This window comes from Microbacterium sp. NPDC064584 (assembly GCF_040687315.1).
GTDB lineage: Bacteria > Actinomycetota > Actinomycetes > Actinomycetales > Microbacteriaceae > Microbacterium > Microbacterium lacus.
This window is the reverse complement of the sequence record NZ_JBFBMZ010000006.1, coordinates 170,340-186,983: the sequence shown is the minus strand read 5'-3', so window position 1 is coordinate 186,983 and position 16,644 is coordinate 170,340. Positions and strand designations below refer to the sequence as shown.

At 70.0% G+C, this 16,644-nt stretch carries 12 protein-coding genes; 4 read left to right on the top strand and 8 right to left on the bottom strand.

The features are described from left to right. Nucleotides 1-35: 35 nt before the first annotated feature. Genes AB0P18_RS10720 through AB0P18_RS10710 form a run of 3 tightly spaced genes read right to left on the bottom strand, consistent with a single transcriptional unit; the run spans nucleotide 36 to nucleotide 2,673 of the window. Nucleotides 36-860, bottom strand: coding sequence for an ABC transporter permease (locus AB0P18_RS10720; protein ID WP_363359998.1), 825 nt, complete (start codon nucleotides 858-860; stop codon nucleotides 36-38). Further along, complete coding sequence (locus tag AB0P18_RS10715; RefSeq protein WP_363359997.1) at nucleotides 857-1,735, bottom strand: ABC transporter permease; 879 nt, start codon at nucleotides 1,733-1,735, stop codon at nucleotides 857-859. Before AB0P18_RS10715 ends, AB0P18_RS10720 begins: the two co-directional genes overlap by 4 nt. Then, nucleotides 1,732-2,673, bottom strand: coding sequence for an ABC transporter ATP-binding protein (locus AB0P18_RS10710; protein WP_344052232.1), 942 nt, complete (start codon nucleotides 2,671-2,673; stop codon nucleotides 1,732-1,734). Before AB0P18_RS10710 ends, AB0P18_RS10715 begins: the two co-directional genes overlap by 4 nt. A 99-nt stretch (nucleotides 2,674-2,772) precedes the next feature. On the opposite strand from AB0P18_RS10710, the gene AB0P18_RS10705 reads away from it, so the two are divergent. Next, nucleotides 2,773-4,668, top strand: a complete 1,896-nt coding sequence (locus AB0P18_RS10705; RefSeq protein WP_363359996.1) for an ABC transporter ATP-binding protein — start codon at nucleotides 2,773-2,775, stop codon at nucleotides 4,666-4,668. Between the two features lie 146 nt (nucleotides 4,669-4,814). Here the strand turns inward: AB0P18_RS10705 and AB0P18_RS10700 are convergent, their stop codons facing one another. Continuing rightward, entirely contained in the window at nucleotides 4,815-6,695 is a 1,881-nt protein-coding gene (locus AB0P18_RS10700; protein ID WP_363359995.1) for a phosphoenolpyruvate carboxykinase (GTP), read from the bottom strand. Between the two features lie 118 nt (nucleotides 6,696-6,813). On the opposite strand from AB0P18_RS10700, the gene AB0P18_RS10695 reads away from it, so the two are divergent. Beyond that, complete coding sequence (locus AB0P18_RS10695) at nucleotides 6,814-8,256, top strand: helix-turn-helix domain-containing protein (protein ID WP_363359994.1); 1,443 nt, start codon at nucleotides 6,814-6,816, stop codon at nucleotides 8,254-8,256. A 2-nt stretch (nucleotides 8,257-8,258) separates the two neighbouring features. On the opposite strand, the gene AB0P18_RS10690 is transcribed toward AB0P18_RS10695, so the two are convergent. The 4 genes from AB0P18_RS10690 to AB0P18_RS10675 form a co-directional block, all read right to left on the bottom strand. Continuing rightward, complete coding sequence (locus AB0P18_RS10690; RefSeq protein ID WP_363359993.1) at nucleotides 8,259-9,245, bottom strand: DUF4436 family protein; 987 nt, start codon at nucleotides 9,243-9,245, stop codon at nucleotides 8,259-8,261. A 24-nt stretch (nucleotides 9,246-9,269) separates the two neighbouring features. Further along, on the bottom strand, nucleotides 9,270-10,349 hold the full coding sequence (locus tag AB0P18_RS10685; protein WP_363359992.1) for a winged helix DNA-binding domain-containing protein: 1,080 nt from the start codon (nucleotides 10,347-10,349) through the stop codon (nucleotides 9,270-9,272). 86 nt (nucleotides 10,350-10,435) lie between these two features. Continuing rightward, nucleotides 10,436-11,920, bottom strand: a complete 1,485-nt coding sequence (locus tag AB0P18_RS10680) for an NAD-dependent succinate-semialdehyde dehydrogenase (RefSeq protein WP_363359991.1) — start codon at nucleotides 11,918-11,920, stop codon at nucleotides 10,436-10,438. Nucleotides 11,921-12,028: 108 nt separating this feature from the next. Continuing rightward, nucleotides 12,029-13,906 carry an FAD-dependent monooxygenase gene (locus AB0P18_RS10675; RefSeq protein ID WP_363359990.1) on the bottom strand — a complete coding sequence of 626 codons (1,878 nt, stop codon included), beginning with the start codon at nucleotides 13,904-13,906 and terminating at the stop codon, nucleotides 12,029-12,031. A 151-nt stretch (nucleotides 13,907-14,057) separates the two neighbouring features. Between AB0P18_RS10675 and AB0P18_RS10670 the strand changes: the two genes are divergently transcribed. After that, complete coding sequence (locus tag AB0P18_RS10670) at nucleotides 14,058-14,759, top strand: helix-turn-helix domain-containing protein (protein ID WP_363359989.1); 702 nt, start codon at nucleotides 14,058-14,060, stop codon at nucleotides 14,757-14,759. A gap of 225 nt (nucleotides 14,760-14,984) precedes the next feature. Continuing rightward, on the top strand, nucleotides 14,985-16,637 hold the full coding sequence (locus AB0P18_RS10665) for a thiamine pyrophosphate-binding protein (protein WP_363359988.1): 1,653 nt from the start codon (nucleotides 14,985-14,987) through the stop codon (nucleotides 16,635-16,637). Nucleotides 16,638-16,644: the final 7 nt, after the last annotated feature.

Below are 16,644 nucleotides of genomic sequence, written 5' to 3'. Positions count from 1 at the left end.
CGCGAAAACTGCGACTGCGGATGCCGAACGCGGCGTCAGTCGAGGAAGAGCGCGCGCAGCCGCTTCGTGGTGAAGACGAGCCCGACGGCGATCATCACGATGTAGTACAGGACGTGCCAGAGCATGCCCCAGTACAGGGCTCCCGTGGTGAGCCCGCGGACGAGTTCGACCCCGTGCCACAGCGGGAAGATCTTCACGATCACCTGGATGAACTCCGGGTACACCGTGATCGGGTACAGCGTCGCGGAGAACAGGAACATCGGGAGCAGTACGAAGTTGATCCAGTCCATGTGCTGGAAGGCCTTCATGTAGCTCGTGACCGCCATGCCCAGGCTCGCGAAACCGAAGGCGATCAGCAGAACGGCCGGAATCGCGAGGATCGCGGTCCACGCGAGATTCAGCCCGGCGATCTGCATGATGATCATGAAGCCGGTCGCATAGAGCAGCCCGCGCAGAAGGGCGTAGAGGATCTCCCCCAGCGCGACATCGAGCGGGCCGAGCGAGGTGGACAGCATCCCCTCGTAGAGCTTGCCGTAGTTGAGCTTGAAGAACACGTTCCACGTCGAGTCGTAGATCGCACCGTTCATCGCCGAGACCGCGAGGAGCGCCGGGGCGATGAACGCGGCGTAGGAGACCTCCAGGCCGCTCGTGGTCTCCACGGTGCCGATGAGGGCGCCGAGCCCGATGCCCATCGAGAGGAGATAGAACACCGGCTCGAAGAAGCCGGAGAGCACGACGACCCAGCTCGACGAGCGCGCGGCCAGGAGCCCGCGCTGCACGACGGCGGCGGGGTTCCCCGCCCACAGCGCGCGGACTCCGCCCGCGCGTCGGACGGGCGCGTTCTCGGTCACGGCGGTCACGCGGCCAGCCTCCGCTCGAACAGGCGCCGGGCGATCACGAAACCGCCGACGGTGAGCGCGATGAGGTACGCGAAGTGGACGAACAACAGGAGCGGTTCGATCGGGCGCCCGTACGTCAGCCACCGGCCGATCTCGGTCGCATGCCAGAGCGGCGAGATCCAGCCGATCCACTGCAGCCAGAGCGGCAGCGTCGCGAGCGGATAGAACGTGCCGGAGAACAGGAACATCGGCATGAAGATGAACCGCTGCACGAGCGCGAACTGGCCCTTGTCATCGGTGATCGACGCCGCGTACGCCATGAGCGGGACGCCGAAGGCGAGCCCGGCGAGGATCGCGATGAAGATCGCCAGCCAGCCCGTGGCGGCATCCGGGATCGCCCCGAAGAGGTACAGGAACGCCGTGTACGCCACGGCGGTGACGACCATGCGGGCTGCGGCGCCGAACATGACGCCGGTGGCGATCTGCCCGGGCGCGATCGCCGACGCGCTGAAGCCGAAGAAGTAGCGGCGCCACTTGAAGCCCGACATGACCGGGTAGGTGAACTCCTCGCTCGCGACCGCGATCGTCGAGGTCATGAGCAGTGCGGGGGCGACGAAGACGAGGTACGAGACCTCGACGCCGCCCTCGCTCACGGGCGCGTCGATCAGGGCCGCGAGCCCCACGGCGAGGCCGAGCAGGTACAGGATCGGCTGCCCGAGCGCGCCCACGATGATCGTCCATCCGTACGCGCGCATCGCGCGCACCATGTGCTCGGTGACGTACCAGGCGCCGAATCGGCGCGGCTTGCGGCCCCACTGGAGCGCCTCGGCGCGCAGTTCGTCGAGCGTGGGCTGCTCGATGACGGATGCCGCGTCCCCGCGTTCGGGCAGGCTCATTCGATCAGCGACCTTCCGGTGAGGCGGAGGAACACGTCCTCCAGGCTCGAGCGCCGCACCAGGCTCGTGAGCGGCTCGAGACCCCGCCGGGTGACCTCCTCCAGGGCGTGCTCGCCGTTCTCCGTGTAGATCAGGACGCGATCGGGCAGCACCTCCACCCGGTCGCCGATCCCCCGCAGCTGCGGCTCGATCTGCTGGTTGCGGTCGGAGCCGAAGCGCACTTCGAGCACCTCACGGCTCGAGTGCTCGCGGATGAGCGAGGCCGGAGTGCCCTCCGCCATGATGCGCCCCTTGTCGACCACGACCAGGCGGTCGCACAGCTGCTCGGCCTCGTCCATGTAGTGCGTCGTGAGGAGCAGGGTCGTGCCGCGCTCCTTCAGACGGAAGAGGCGGTCCCACAAGACGTGCCGAGCCTGCGGGTCCAATCCCGTCGTCGGCTCGTCCAGCAGCAGGATGCGGGGGTCGTTGATGAGTCCGCGCGCGATCGTGAGCCGCCGCTTCATGCCGCCGGACAGCTGGTCGACCTTGCTCTTGGCCTTGTCCTCGAGGGCCGCGAACGCGAGCAGCTCATCCGCCTTCTGCGCGCACACCGCGCCCGGCAGGCCGAAGTACCGGCCGTAGATGTAGAGGTTCTCGCGCGCGTTCAGCTCGCCGTCGAGGTTGTCCTGCTGCGGGACGACCCCGAGGCGGGAGCGGATCTCGGGCCCGTACTGGTCGGGGTCCAGACCCAAGATCGACAGCTCGCCGCCCGTGCGCGTGGAGACGGCCCCGATCATCTTCATCGTCGTGGACTTGCCGGCGCCGTTCGGCCCCAGGAGCCCGAACGACTCGCCCGGGGCGACCTCGAAGGAGAGCCCGTCGACCGCGACGAAGTCGGGCTTGCCCTTCACGGAATAGGACTTGACGAGGTTCTTCGCATCGATCACGGGGGCAGGCACCGGACCACCCTACCCGCGGCTCCGGACACCACCCGGGGCTGGGACGGCCCCGCACGAAGTACCGTCGTAGATGAACGTCCGCAGGAACGAGGTACCCGCATGTCCACGACCCGTCCCACCCGCCGTCGCGGGCGCACCGAGCCGGAAGGGCCTCGCGCGACCTTCCGGCAGCTGCTGCCGTTCATCTTCGAGCACAAGCGGACCCTCGTCGTGGTCGCCGTGCTCAGCATCCTCGGCGCTGCGGCGACCCTCGCCCAGCCTCTTCTGGTCGGCGTCGTCATCGAGCGTGTGCAACAAGGCGACACCCTCGGTCTCCTGGTCTGGCTGCTCGTCGCGCTCGTCGTCATCGCATCCGTGATCTCGGGCTATCAGCACTACCTCCTCCAGCGGACCGGGACAGCGGTCGTCTACTCGAGCCGCCGCAAGCTCATCGCGCGCATCCTGCGTCTGCCGATCAGCGAGTTCGACGCGCGCCGCACCGGTGACCTCGTCTCGCGCGTCGGCACGGATACGACACTGCTCTACGCGGTGCTCACTCAGGGACTTGCGGACGCGGTCGGCAATTCGCTCATCTTCGTCGGAGCGCTCATCGCGATGGCCGTGATCGATCCGGTCCTCCTCGTCCTCATCGTGGTCGTGATCGGGATCTCGGTCGTGATCGTCGTCCTGCTCAGCGGCCGCATCCGCACCGCGTCGACCGAGCAGCAGGAACGCGTCGGCGAGCTCGCCTCCGGCGTCGAACGCGCGGTCGGATCGATCCGCACGGTGCGCGCCGCCGGCGCGACGGCCCGCGAGACCGCCGCCGTCGAGGCGATGGCGACCCAGGCCTACGAGGTCGGCGTGCGCATCGCGAAGGTCTCCGCCCTGGTCGTGCCGGTCGCGGGCATCGCCCTGCAGGTCTCGCTCCTGGTGGTGCTCGGCGTCGGCGGCTTCCGCGTCGCCGCGGGCGCGATCACGATCGCCGCCCTCGTGTCGTTCATCCTCTTCCTGTTCCTGATGATCCAGCCGCTGGCCTCGACCTTCGGCGCGATCACGTCCGTCAACCAGGCCCTCGGCGCCCTCGGACGCATCCAGGAGGTCCTCGACCTGCCGACCGAGGACCAGGACGACGCCCGCATCGCGGCGGGCGCGACGCCGACGGATGCCGGGGCGGCGGCATCCGATTCGGCACCGGCGATCTCGTTCCGGGACGTGCGGTTCCGCTACCCCGAGAACGTGATCGCCGCCCGGGAGGCCGCGGCGAAGGAAGCCCGCGCGGTGCTCGAGCAGGTGCACCTGGAGAGCGCGGCGACCGAGCCGGTGATCGAGCCCGAGCGCGATGTGCTGCGCGGCGTCACGTTCGACGTGCCCCGCGGGGCACGCGTCGCCCTCGTCGGGCCGAGCGGCGCGGGCAAGAGCACGATCCTGTCGCTCATCGAGCGGTTCTACGACCCGACCGGCGGGGCCATCGCTCTGGACGGTCGCGACATCCGCACGCTGCCGCGCGATGAGCTGCGCGCGCAGTTCGGTTACGTCGAGCAGGACGCTCCCACGCTCGCCGGCACGATCGGCGACAACCTCCGGCTCGGGTCCCCCGACGCGACGGATGCCGATTGCGAGCGTGTGCTGCGCGCCGTGAACCTGGGCGAGGTGCTCGAACGGAGCCCGCTCGGCGTCGACGCCCCCGTCGGCGAGGACGGCGTGATGCTCTCCGGCGGCGAACGTCAGCGTCTCGCGATCGCACGGGCGCTGCTGGCTGCGCCGCCGATCCTGCTCTTGGATGAGTCCACCTCATCCCTGGACGGCGTGAACGAGCAGCGCATGCGCGACGCGATCGACGCCGTCGCCGCCGACCGGACGCTCATCGTGATCGCGCACCGCCTGTCGACCGTGGTGGACAGCGACCGGATCGTGGTGCTGGATCACGGTCAGGTCATCGGCCAGGGGACGCACTCCGAGCTCGTGGCCTCGACGCCGCTCTACCGCGACCTCGCGAAGCACCAGCTCCTGGTCTGACCCGCGCGCCCTCGCCGCCCCCCGAGGTGGTGGTTCTTCCGCCGAGATGGTGGTTCTTCCGCCGAGATGGTGGGCACATTCTCGGCGGGAAAGGGACCACCTCGGCGGAAGAGGGACCTTCTCGGCGGGAACAGAGATCCAGCGGATCAGGAGCGCTGGAGGCGGTACCGCAGGGCCTGCAGCTCGGACTGGAGCGGGGCGGGGATGCGGCCGCCGAAGGTTGCGTAGAACTCCTCGGTCAGCTCCGCCTCGCGCAGCCACGAGGACCGATCGATCGCGAACAGCTCGTCCAGGTCGGCCTGCGGAACCTCGATCCCGTCCAGGTTCAGGTCCTCCGTGCGGGGAAGGCGCCCGATCGGGCTGTCGACCGCCGGAACGGCACCCTCGATGCGGCGGATGATCCAGTCGATCACGCGGGCGTTGTCACCGAAGCCGGGCCACAGGAACCGGCCGTCGGCGCCCTTGCGGAACCAGTTCACCTGGAAGATGCGCGGAGCCCGGTCGAAGCGCAGCTTCTGCCCGACCGAGAGCCAGTGCCCGAAGTAGTCGGCCATGTTGTAGCCGCAGAACGGGAGCATCGCGAACGGGTCGCGGCGGAGCTCACCGACCGTGCCCTCGGCAGCCGCCGTGCGCTCGGAGGAGATGTTCGAGCCCATGAAGACACCGTGCGTCCAGTCGGTGGCCTCGACGACGAGCGGGACGTTCGTGGCGCGGCGGCCGCCGAACAGGATCGCGTCGAGCGGAACGCCCTCGGGAGCCTCCCAGTCGCTCGCGATCTGCGGGCACTGGCCCGCTCCGACCGTGAAGCGCGAGTTCGGGTGCGCGGCGGGACGACCGGATGCCGGCGTCCACGGGTTGCCCTCCCAGTCGATGAGGTTCGCGGGCGCCTCGTCCGTCAGACCCTCCCACCAGACGTCGCCGTCGGGACGGAGGGCGACGTTCGTGAAGATCGTGTTGCCCCACAGGGTCTCGACCGCCGTGACGTTCGTCGACTCCCCCGTGCCGGGAGCAACACCGAAGAAACCCGCCTCGGGGTTGATCGCCCAGAGGCGCCCGTCCTCGCCGGGGCGCAGCCACGCGATGTCGTCGCCCAGCGTCTCGACCCGCCAGCCGGGGATGGAGGGACGGAGCATCGCGAGGTTCGTCTTGCCGCATGCGGACGGGAACGCCGCCGCGACGTGGAACGCCTTGCCCGCCGGGTCGATCACCCGGATGAGCAGCATGTGCTCGGCAAGCCAGCCCTCGTCGCGACCGATGACCGAGGCGATGCGCAGCGCGAAGCATTTCTTGGCGAGGATCGCGTTGCCGCCGTAGCCCGAGCCGAAGGACCACACCTCGAGCGTGTCGGGGAAGTGGACGATGTACTTCTCGTCGTTGCAGGGCCACGCGACGTCCTGCTCGCCGGGAGCGAGCGGAGCGCCGACCGAGTGCACGGTCTTGACCCACGGCGCGCCCGCCGCGATCTCGCGGAGCACGCCGACGCCGACCCGCGTCATGATGCCGATCGAGGTCACGGCGTAGGCGCTGTCGGTGACCTGCACGCCGATGTGCGAGAGCGGACCGCCGACCGGACCCATCGAGAACGGGACGACGTACATCGTGCGCCCGCGCATGCTGCCCTCGAACAGCGGCGTGATCGTCGCACGGATCTCGGACGGGGCGACCCAGTTGTTCGTGGGCCCGGCGTCCTCTTCGAGCTCGGACGCGATGAAGGTGCGGGCCTCGGTGCGCGCGACGTCGCTCGGGTGCGAACGGGCGAGGTACGAGCCCGGCCGCCACTCGGGGTTGAGCTTGATGATCTTGCCCTCGTCGACCATCTCGCGCAGCAGCGCGTCGTTCGCAGCGCGGGACCCGTCGACCCAGTGGATGCGGTCGGGCTGGGTCAGCGCGGCGATCTGATCGACCCATGCCACGAGCGCGGCCATGCCGTCCCCCTCGACGGTCGGCCGTGCTCCGAAGCCCGTCGCGGCGGGGTTGCGGCGGGCGGGCGTGTTCGAGGGCCGGGTGAAGATGTCGGCAAGGGCCATGATTACTCCTGTTCGATCGGCTCAGATCGGTGGTCTTCCTCCACTATGCGTGGTGTTCCGAAGAGTTTTCCGGATGTCTTCGTCGCAAGAAGTGCGAATCTTTCGCTAGCATCAAAGAATGGCGCCCACCTCGATCGAGCTGTCCACCCTCGGCCACCGCATCCGTCATCAGCGTGTGGCGCATGGCCTCACCCTGGACGAGCTCGGCGAGCGTGTGGGAGTCGCCGGCAGCCAGCTCAGCCTGATCGAGAACGGCAAGCGCGAGCCGAAGCTCTCGCTGCTGCAGGCGATCGCGACCGCGACCGGGGTCGAGGTCACCGAGCTGCTCTCCCCGGAGCCTCCGAACCGCCGGGCCGCGCTGGAGATCGAGCTCGAGCGCGCGCAGGCGAGTTCGGTGTTCCGCCAGCTCGGCGTCCCGCCCGTGCGCGTCACGAAGGGCATCCCCGACGAGACGATCGAATCGATCCTGGGCCTGCATCGCGAACTGCAGCGCCGCGAGCGCGAAGCGATCGCGACACCCGAGGAGGCCAGGCGCGCGAACACCGAACTTCGGCTGCGCATGCGGGATGCCGACAACTACCTCCCCGAGATCGAGCAGCTCGCCGAGAAGCAGCTCAAGGCCGCGGGTCACGTGTCGGGGGCGCTCACGCACCGCACGGTGAGCGTCATGGCCCAGCAGCTGGGATTCGAACTGATCTATGTGAACGACCTGCCGCATTCGGCTCGCTCGGTCACCGACCTCGAGCACGGCCGCATCTACCTGCCTCCCGCGTCGATTCCGGGCGGCCATGGCCTGCGATCGATGGCGCTCCAGGCCATGGCTCATCGACTCCTCGGACATCAGCGTCCGACCGACTACGCCGATTTCCTGATGCAGCGGCTCGAGATCAACTACTTCGCAGCGTGCGCGCTCATGCCCGAAGCGGCATCCGTCGCCTTCCTGAGCCAGGCCAAGCGCGACCGCAACCTCGCCGTGGAGGACTTCCGCGACGCGTTCGGCGTCACGCACGAGGCGGCGGCGATGCGGATGACGAACCTGCTCACGACGCACCTCGGGATCCGACTGCACTTCCTGCGAGCGGACGGCTCGGGGGCGATCTCCCGCGTGTACGAGAACGACGACCTTCCGGTGCCGCACGATGTGACCGGCTCGGTGGAGGGTCAGATCCTGTGCCGCCGGTTCCTCGCCCGCTCCGCGTTCGAGGAGCAGAACCGCACGACGGAGCACTACCAGTACACCGATACCCCGGCGGGCACGTTCTGGTGCTCGACGCAGACCGGATCGACGAAGGACGGCGAGTTCTCGATCACCGTCGGCGTGCCGTTCGACGACGCGAAGTGGTTCCGCGGCCGCGAGACCCAGAAACGCGCCACCTCGACCTGCCCCGATGAATCCTGCTGCCGCCGCCCTCCGACCGAGGTCACCGAGCGATGGCAGGGCAAGGCGTGGCCGAGCGCCCGCGTGCACATGCAGATGTTCTCGCCGCTCCCCCGCGGTGCCTTCCCCGGGGTCGACGACAACGAGGTCTACGCGTTCCTCGACCGGCACGCGGGAGGCTGAGCTCAGTCGGCGGCGCCGTCGCCCGAGGTCGACGAGTCGACGGCGTCTGCGGCCGGCGCCGCGGCGATCGCGACCGCCACCGCCCCGGCGCCGTCCACGGACGCGCGTGCGCCCGGTGTGCTCCAGCGCAGCCACGCGCGCACGTAGATGACGAGGGCCAGCACCAGACCCGCGACCGCCCAGAGCACGACGAGGTAGTCCACCCACGAGCCGATCGGCGGTGACCCGGGAAGGAACGTGCGCAGCGGGATCGTGGCGAAGAGCATCGCCGCCAGCCAGCTCATCAGGGTGGCCTCCACCTTGCGGAGACCGCGGTATGCCACGATCGCGACCGTGAGGCCGATCACGGGCAGCACCGTCATGAGCACGAGGATCACGATTCCGAACACGATCGTGGCGCCGGAGCGGGTGGCGGTGATCTGCACCTGCGTCACCGGCTGACCGTCGATGACGATCTCGCTCGTGCCGGCGACCTCCTGCGAGGAGAAGTCCCAGCCCGGAACGTGGGCCGATCCGCAGAGGACGGTCGGAATGACCTCCCCGACCCCGTCCACCTCGCGCGAGGACACGACGGCGATGTCGACGGTGTGCGCGTCGAACGGCCACTGCTCGATGAAGCCCGTCGTGATGAAGTTCACGGACTGCGGTGAGGGTATCTCGTCCTGCGCGATCGTGAAGGTCCGCGGACCGTCCGTGTCGCTCACGAGCACCGTGAGGGGTTCGGTGAGCAGGCCCGTCTCATCGGCGCCGATCGGCCCGAAAGACAGCACCTCGAGGTTCGTGACGATCCGATCGGTCGACGCGTTCACGGATTCGGGCGTCAGCTTGATCAGGACGGCGTCGGCCGGCGCCTCTCCGTTGCACCCCTCGACCGTGGTGTTGCGCTCGTGCCAGGCGTACAGCGCGACCACCACGCCGTAGAGCACGGCGAACGCGGCCACGATCACGATCACGAGGGCACGCCCGCCGGGCACCGACCGCCTGTTCACGGAGCCAGTGTGGCACGCCGCCGCTCAGCCGGTGATGAAGGCGCGATAACGCTCGAGTGCGCCCGAGATCTCGGCATCCGTCGCCGCATCGGGAACGAAGAGCTCCGGCAGCGGGTGCTCGGCGTGCCGTCCCACCGCGACCGAGTGCGTCCAGACACCGACGATCTCGCCGCGGGACACCAGGATCGGGCGCACGATGCCGTTCATCCCCGGACCGATACGGGCGAGGAACTCCGGCGCGCACGGAACCGATCGGTCGGCGTACGACAGGTAGTACTCCTCGAACGGCGGCAGGGCGAGGAGGTCGGGCACGGTGGTGAGTCGGCGGGGCGCCGGGCCCGCAGCGATCCACACAGGTTCGGGGTCGGCGTCGATCTCGACGAGCCGATCGGATGCCGCCTCCGCGGCGGCCCGCGCCACACCGAGCGGCAGACCCGACCACCACGCGAAGTCCCGCGCGCCGGCGGGCCCGTGCGAGGCGACGTAGCGCGCGAAGAACTCCGCGAACGGGTCCGCCGGGCTCGCGGACTCGACGATCCATTCGTCCGTGCGCACGAGGTACTGCTCGCGCGACGGTCCCCCCTCACGCGGCACCACGGGGCCTTGGCACACGACCCCGCGCAGAGAAAGCGCGACAAGCACGTGATACCCCCGCTGCCCCGCCGTCGACACTCCACCGCCTTCGAGCACGCTGAACAGCTCGGCCCGTGTCAGGCGCCCGCCGCCGACGAGTGCCGCGCGCGTCACCCGCTCAGCACGCGCCAGGACGTCGGCATCGATCCCCTCTCGGCGGTGCACGGCGGCGGCGCCTCGACTCTGCCGCTCGGCGGTCAGGGACAGCACCCAGGCGAGGTCGCGCGCCGGGATGATGTGGATCGTCCCACGCATCGTCCAGGAGCGGACGATCTCGCCCCGGTCGAAGGCCGCGTCCACGGCGCTCAGCGCGGGCGTGCCGCGCGTGCGGACCGCCAGCGCCCAGCGGCCGCCCCAGAACTCCTGCCCCTGTGTCGCGAGCATGTGCGCGGCCGCCTCCGCGACGGTCGGGGCCGGCGCGCTCAGCCGATGCGAGCGCAGCCGCCGCTCGATCATGTCGCGCTGCCGCATGAGCTCAGTCTCCTCCGCACAGGGGACGTGCGCGGTGTATGACGAAGGGGCGGATGCCGCGGCATCCACCCCTTCGTCCTCCGGTGTCAGGCGTACGGGTTCGCGGTGAGCGTGTACTTCGTCTGCAGGTACTCGTGGATTCCCTCGGCGCCGCCCTCTCGGCCGAGGCCCGACATCTTCCAACCGCCGAAGGGGGCTGCGGCGTTGGAGACGACGCCCACGTTCAGGCCCATCATGCCGGTCTCGAGCTTGTCGATCATGCGCTGCCCGCGCGAGAGCGACTCGGTGAAGACGTAGGAGACGAGCCCGTATTCGGTGTCGTTCGCGATCGCGACGGCTTCGTCCTCCGTGTCGAACGGGACGATCGCCAGGACGGGGCCGAAGATCTCCTCGCGGAGGATGTCGCTGCCGGCCGCGACGTCGGAGAGGACGGTGGCCTCGTAGAACGTGCCGTCGCCGAGACCGTCGATCACGCCGCGCTGACCGCCGGTGAGGAGCTGCGCGCCGCGCTCGACGGCGTCTCCCACGAGCTCTTCGGCCTTCGCGACCGCCCGGTCATCGATGAGCGGGCCGATCACGACGCCGTCCTCGGTGCCGCGGCCCATCTTGAACGCCTTCACGCGCTCGGTGACGCGGCGGGCGAACTCGTCGGCCACAGCACGGTGCACGATGAAGCGGTTGGCCGCCGTGCAGGCCTGACCGATGTTGCGGAACTTCGCCAGGATCGCCCCGTCGACCGCCTTGTCGAGATCCGCGTCCTCGAACACCACGAACGGCGCGTTGCCACCGAGCTCCATCGAGGTGCGCAGAACGCCCTGCGACGCCTGCTCGAGCAGACGCTGTCCGACTCCGGTCGAGCCGGTGAAGGAGAGCTTGCGCAGCCGCGGGTCGCGGATGATCGGCTCGGAGACCGCGCCGGAGGTCGACGTCGTGAAGACGTTCACGACACCCTTGGGCAGGCCCGCGTCCTCCAGAAGCTTCGCGAAGTACAGGGTGGTGAGCGGGGTGAGCTCGGCGGGCTTGATGACGACCGTGCATCCCGCGGCAAGCGCGGGCGCGATCTTGCGGGTCGCCATCGCGAGCGGGAAGTTCCACGGAGTGATCAGGAAGCAGGGGCCGACCGGATGCTGCGACACGATCATGCGGCCGGTGCCCTCGGGGTTCGCTCCGTAGCGGCCCTGGATGCGCGCGGTCTCTTCGCTGAACCAACGCAGGAACTCTCCGCCGTAGCCGACCTCGCCGCGCGCTTCGGCCAGGGGCTTGCCCATCTCGATCGTCATGAGGAGCGCGAAGTCCTCCTTGCGCTCCTGCAGCAGGTCGAACGCGCGACGCAGGATCTCGGCGCGCTCCCGTGCCGGGGTCTTCGCCCACGCGGGGAAGGCCTCGACGGCGGCATCCATCGCGGCCTTGCCGTCCTCCGGCGACGCGTCGGCGATCGTCTTCACGACGCGGCCGGTCGCCGGGTCGAACACCCGCAACTGCTTGCCCTCGGTCGCGGCACGCCATTCGCCGCCGATGAACAGGCCGTCGGGGACGTCAGCCAGCAGGGCGGACTCGCGGTTCTCGGTCATCGGGGCTCCTTCGTGCTCAGGGTTCACTTGTCATTCTGGTCAGGTGCGGGCACCAGGACGATGTACGCGTCGTACAGCGTTCGGGTGCTCCTTGTCCGACACGGACGGTCAGTGCGCGGACGCCGTCGCGACCTGCGGCAGGAGGGCGGACGCGAAGAACGCGGCGAGCTCCTCGGTCGCGGCAAGCGGGAAGACACCCGCGACGTACTGATCCGGTCGGACGACGACGACCACTCCGTCATCGGACAGCTCGCGCTCGGCGAAGATGTCGGCATCCGTCCAGGCGCTCGGGCCGGCGGCGTACACCTTCTCCCAGTCCGTCAGCGCGAGGGGCCCGGTGCGCGGGAGGAACAGCGCGGGCACCCGCGTGATGTCGATCTCCTCGAACGGATGCCGGTAGATCGCCTTCACGTCGAACACGGCGTCGACGTCGGCGCCGGCGGGAGTGAACCGGGCGATAGTCGCGACGACCGCGTCGGCCCACTCGTGCAGCCCCGCCGGGTCACCGGCCGGCGCGAACGCGTAGACGCGCCACCGGCCATCCGCTCTCGCGTGGTGGCCGAGGTGCACGACGTTGCCGTCGCACACCCGGACGACCTCGACGCTCTTGAAACGCTTGCCGACGGGGAAGCCGGCGGCGAGCGCCTGGTGGGCGGCATCCGTCACGATCGAGGACGGACCGTACTGCGTCATGAAGCCCGACGGGAACTCCGCCGTGCCCAGGTAGAACGTCGCGAGCTCGGTCGGATCGGAGATCTCCTCGGGCTTGCGGGCCATGAGCGAGGACCACTCGCGGTCGAAGTCGATCAGCTGCTGCGCGACGGGCTGGCGCTCTGCCGAGTACGTCGACAGGAGCGACGCGGGCGCGAGCCCGGTGAGCACGTGTCCGAGCTTCCAGCCCAGGTTGAAGCCGTCCTGCATCGAGACGTTCATGCCCTGTCCCGCCTTGGCACTGTGGGTGTGGCAGGCGTCGCCGGTGAGGAACACGCGCGGCTCGCGACCGTCTTCGTCGGCGGCGTCGTCGAAGTGATCCGTCACGCGGTGGCCGACTTCGTAGACGCTGCTCCACGCGACCTGCTTCACGTCGATCGAGTACGGGTGCAGGATCTCGTTCGCGCGGCGGATGACCTCTTCGACCGGCGTCCGCCGCACGCGGTGATCGTCGTCCGCGGAGACTTCGCCGAGGTCGATGTACATACGGCTCAGGTAACCGCCCTCGCGCGGGATGTGCAGGATGTTGCCGGCCTCGGAGTTGATCGCACACTTCGTGCGCCAGTCGGGGAAGTCCGTGTTGACGAGCACGTCCATAACCCCCCACGCGTGTGCGGCGAAGGCGCCCACATGCTTGCGGCCGATCGCCTCGCGGACACCGCTGCGCGCACCGTCGCTGCCGACGACGTACTTGGCGCGCACGGTGCGCTCGACGGCGCCTGCGCGCACCCGCACCTCGACCGGGAACTCCCCGTGCTCGTGCACGGTGAGGCCGACGAAATCGACGCCGTAGTCGGGGACGATACGGGCGGGACCGCGCGCCGCCGCCTCCGCGAAGTAGTCGAGCACCCGCGCCTGATTCACGATGAGGTGGGGGAACTCGCTGATCTTGAACGCGTAGTCCTCGGTCCGGGCGGTGCGGATGATGTTGCGCGGGTTCTCGGGATCGGGCCCCCAGAAATTCATGTACGCGATGTTGTACGCCTCGGCGACGATCCGCTCGGCGAACCCGAACGCCTGGAACGTCTCGACGCTGCGCGGCTGGATGCCGTCCGCCTGACCGAGCACGAGGCGGCCGTCCCGGCGCTCGATGATGCGCGTCGTGACGTCCGGGAACTGCGACATCTGCGCCGCGAGCAGCATGCCGGCGGGACCGGACCCGACGATCAGCACGTCGACCTCGTCGGGCAGATCGGCGGGCCGATCGATGCCCGTGCCGGCTGCATCCTGCAGCCGAGGGTCGGCGGAGACGTACCCGTGGTGGTGGAACTGCATGTGTCCTCCTCGGACGGCGATGTCGAGGTCACCGCGAACGGCGTTTGCGCAGAGGCACGTTTTGTTCTATATTCGAACATGGCGTTCCACTGTTGAACAGATCGTATATGTTCGGCACCCGTCGCACAAGGACACCGAAGGAGTCGACGTCATGCCGGACACCGCCGCTCCACCCTCGCAGACACTCAGTCGCGGCATCCGGATCCTCGAGATCCTCGCCGACGCGGGCGAGCCGCTCTCGATCGACGAGGTCGCGAAACGTCTCGCGGTGCATCGCTCGGTCGCCTATCGCCTGCTGCGCACGCTCGAGGGCCATGGGCTGATCCGCCGCGACGTCGCGGGTCGGATCAGCCTCGGCGCGCGGATGGCGGCGCTCGCCGCGGGCGTGGCGCATGACCTGCAGGCCGAGGCCCTCCCCGAACTCACCGCAGTGGCCAACGAACTCGGCATGACGTGCTTCCTCGCGGTCCTCGACCACGACGAGTGCGTGACGCTCACGAGCGTGGAACCCCGGCGGGCCATCGCCTCGGTCGCGCAGCGACCGGGGACGCGGCATCCGGTCACGGTCGGCGCGCCCGGCAAGGCGATCCTCGCGGGACTCCCCCACGCGCTGCCGGCGGATGCGTCGGCCGCGCTCCGCGCCGAGGTGGCCGAGGCCGCCGCTCGCGGCTTCGCCACGAGCCACGACGAGGTGATCCCGAGTCTGCGATCGGTTGCCGTACCGCTGGTGCTGCCCGGCCGCGAGGTGGCGGCGGTCGCCGTCGTGTTCGTCGCGAGCGCGAACGCCGACATCGCGATCGCTGCGCGACTGGAGCGGTCGGCGGCGGTGATCCGCGCCTCGCTGGGCGGCTGAGACTGGTCCGGTCGTCGGACCCGTTGTGACCGGTGGGGCCTGCGGCGAGGCGTGGGGCACCAGGAGCGCCGGGCTTCCGACGACCGGAACGCGACGGCCCTATACTCGACCTGTCCGGCCGCTTCCGAGCCGCCGGTGCTCGGAAAATGGGCACGCAGCCGCCGATCCCGTGGCGCGCGAGACACATACGGATCCTTTCCCTCCGTCCCGTCTCGAGGTCCTGTCATGTCCACCGTCTCCGCGCACGTCGCCGCCGCTCTCTCCGGTCACATCGATCATGTCTTCGGGGTGATGGGCAACGGCAACGCCTACTTCCTCGACGCGCTCGAGCGGTCCACCCGGGTCGGCTTCACCGCCGTCCGCCACGAGGCCGGCGGCGTCGTCGCCGCCGACGCGTATCACCGGGCGGGCGGGGGCCTCGCCGCCGCGACCGCCACGTACGGTGCCGGGTTCACGAACACCCTCACCGCGCTCGCCGAGGCGGTGCAGGCGCACGTCCCGCTCATCCTGGTCGTGGGCGACGAACCCACGTCGGGCCGTCGGCCCTGGGGTGTGGATCAGATCGCGCTCGCCTCGGCGGTCGGCGCGCGCACATACACGGTGGGCCGGACGGATGCCGCCGCCACGACGATCATCGCGATCGAGCACGCCCTCACCTACCGGGTGCCGACCGTGCTCGCGATCCCCTACGACGTCGCTGCGCTCGACGCGGGCCCGGCGCCCGAGCCGCCCGCTCCGCGCCTGCCCGCACCCGTCGCCCCCGCAGGGCCGTTCGCCGCGCAGGCGATCCGCGATGCCGCCGCCGCACTCGCCGCCGCGAAGCGCCCCCTGCTGCTCGCCGGCCGCGGCGCGTGGCTCGCGGGCGCCGGCGCCGCCCTCGGCGCCATCGCGGACGCGACCGGAGCCCTCACCGCCTCCACGGCGCTCGGCCGCGGCATTTTCCCGCGCGCCGAATTCGACCTCGGCGTGACCGGCGGCTTCGGCGCAGAGAAGGCGATGCAGCTCATCGCCGAGGCCGACGTCGCTGTCGTCTTCGGCGCCTCCCTCAACCAGTTCACGATGCGTTTCGGGGCGCTCTTCGCCCCGGGTACCCGCGTGATCCAGGTCGACCTGGCCGTCGCGGCGACGCATCCGCACGTGGGCGCGTACATCCGCGGGGCTGCCGGACTCGTCGCCGCCGCGATCGCCGAAGCGCTCGACACGATCGACGCGGCACCGAGCGGCTGGCGGGAGAGCGTGGACGCGGCATCCGCCCGGACGTACGACGCGGGCGACGAGCTCGCGCCGGACGGGCGCCTGGACCCCCGGTCGGCGGCGCAGCGGATCGGCGAGCTGCTCCCGGAGGACCGGGTGGTCGTGTCGGACGGCGGGCACTTCATCGGCTGGGCCAACATGTACTGGCCGGTCGCCTCGCCCGATCGGATGATGATGATCGGCACGGCGTTCCAGTCGATCGGACTGGGCTTCGCGAGCGTTCCCGGCGCCGCCCGCGCGCGGCCGGACGCCACGATCGTGCTGACGACGGGCGATGGTGGAGGCCTCATGGCCCTCGCCGACCTGGAGTCGGCGGTTCGGACCGCCGCCGGCCGCGGCCTCGCGGTCGTCTGGAACGACGCGGCCTACGGCGCCGAGGTGAACCTCTACGGACTCAAGGGGCTCGCCGAAGGACCCATGCTCATCCCCCAGGTCGACTTCGCCGAGGTCGCGCGGGGCTTCGGCGCGGAGGGGGTCGTCGTCCGCACCCTCGCCGACCTCGAGCGACTCGCGGAATGGACCCGGACGCCGGCATCCGAGCGACCGTTCCTGCTGCTGGACCTGCGCATCTCGGGTCGCGTGATCGCGCCCTACCAGCAGGAGATCATCCGCGTGAACTCCTGAGCCCCGC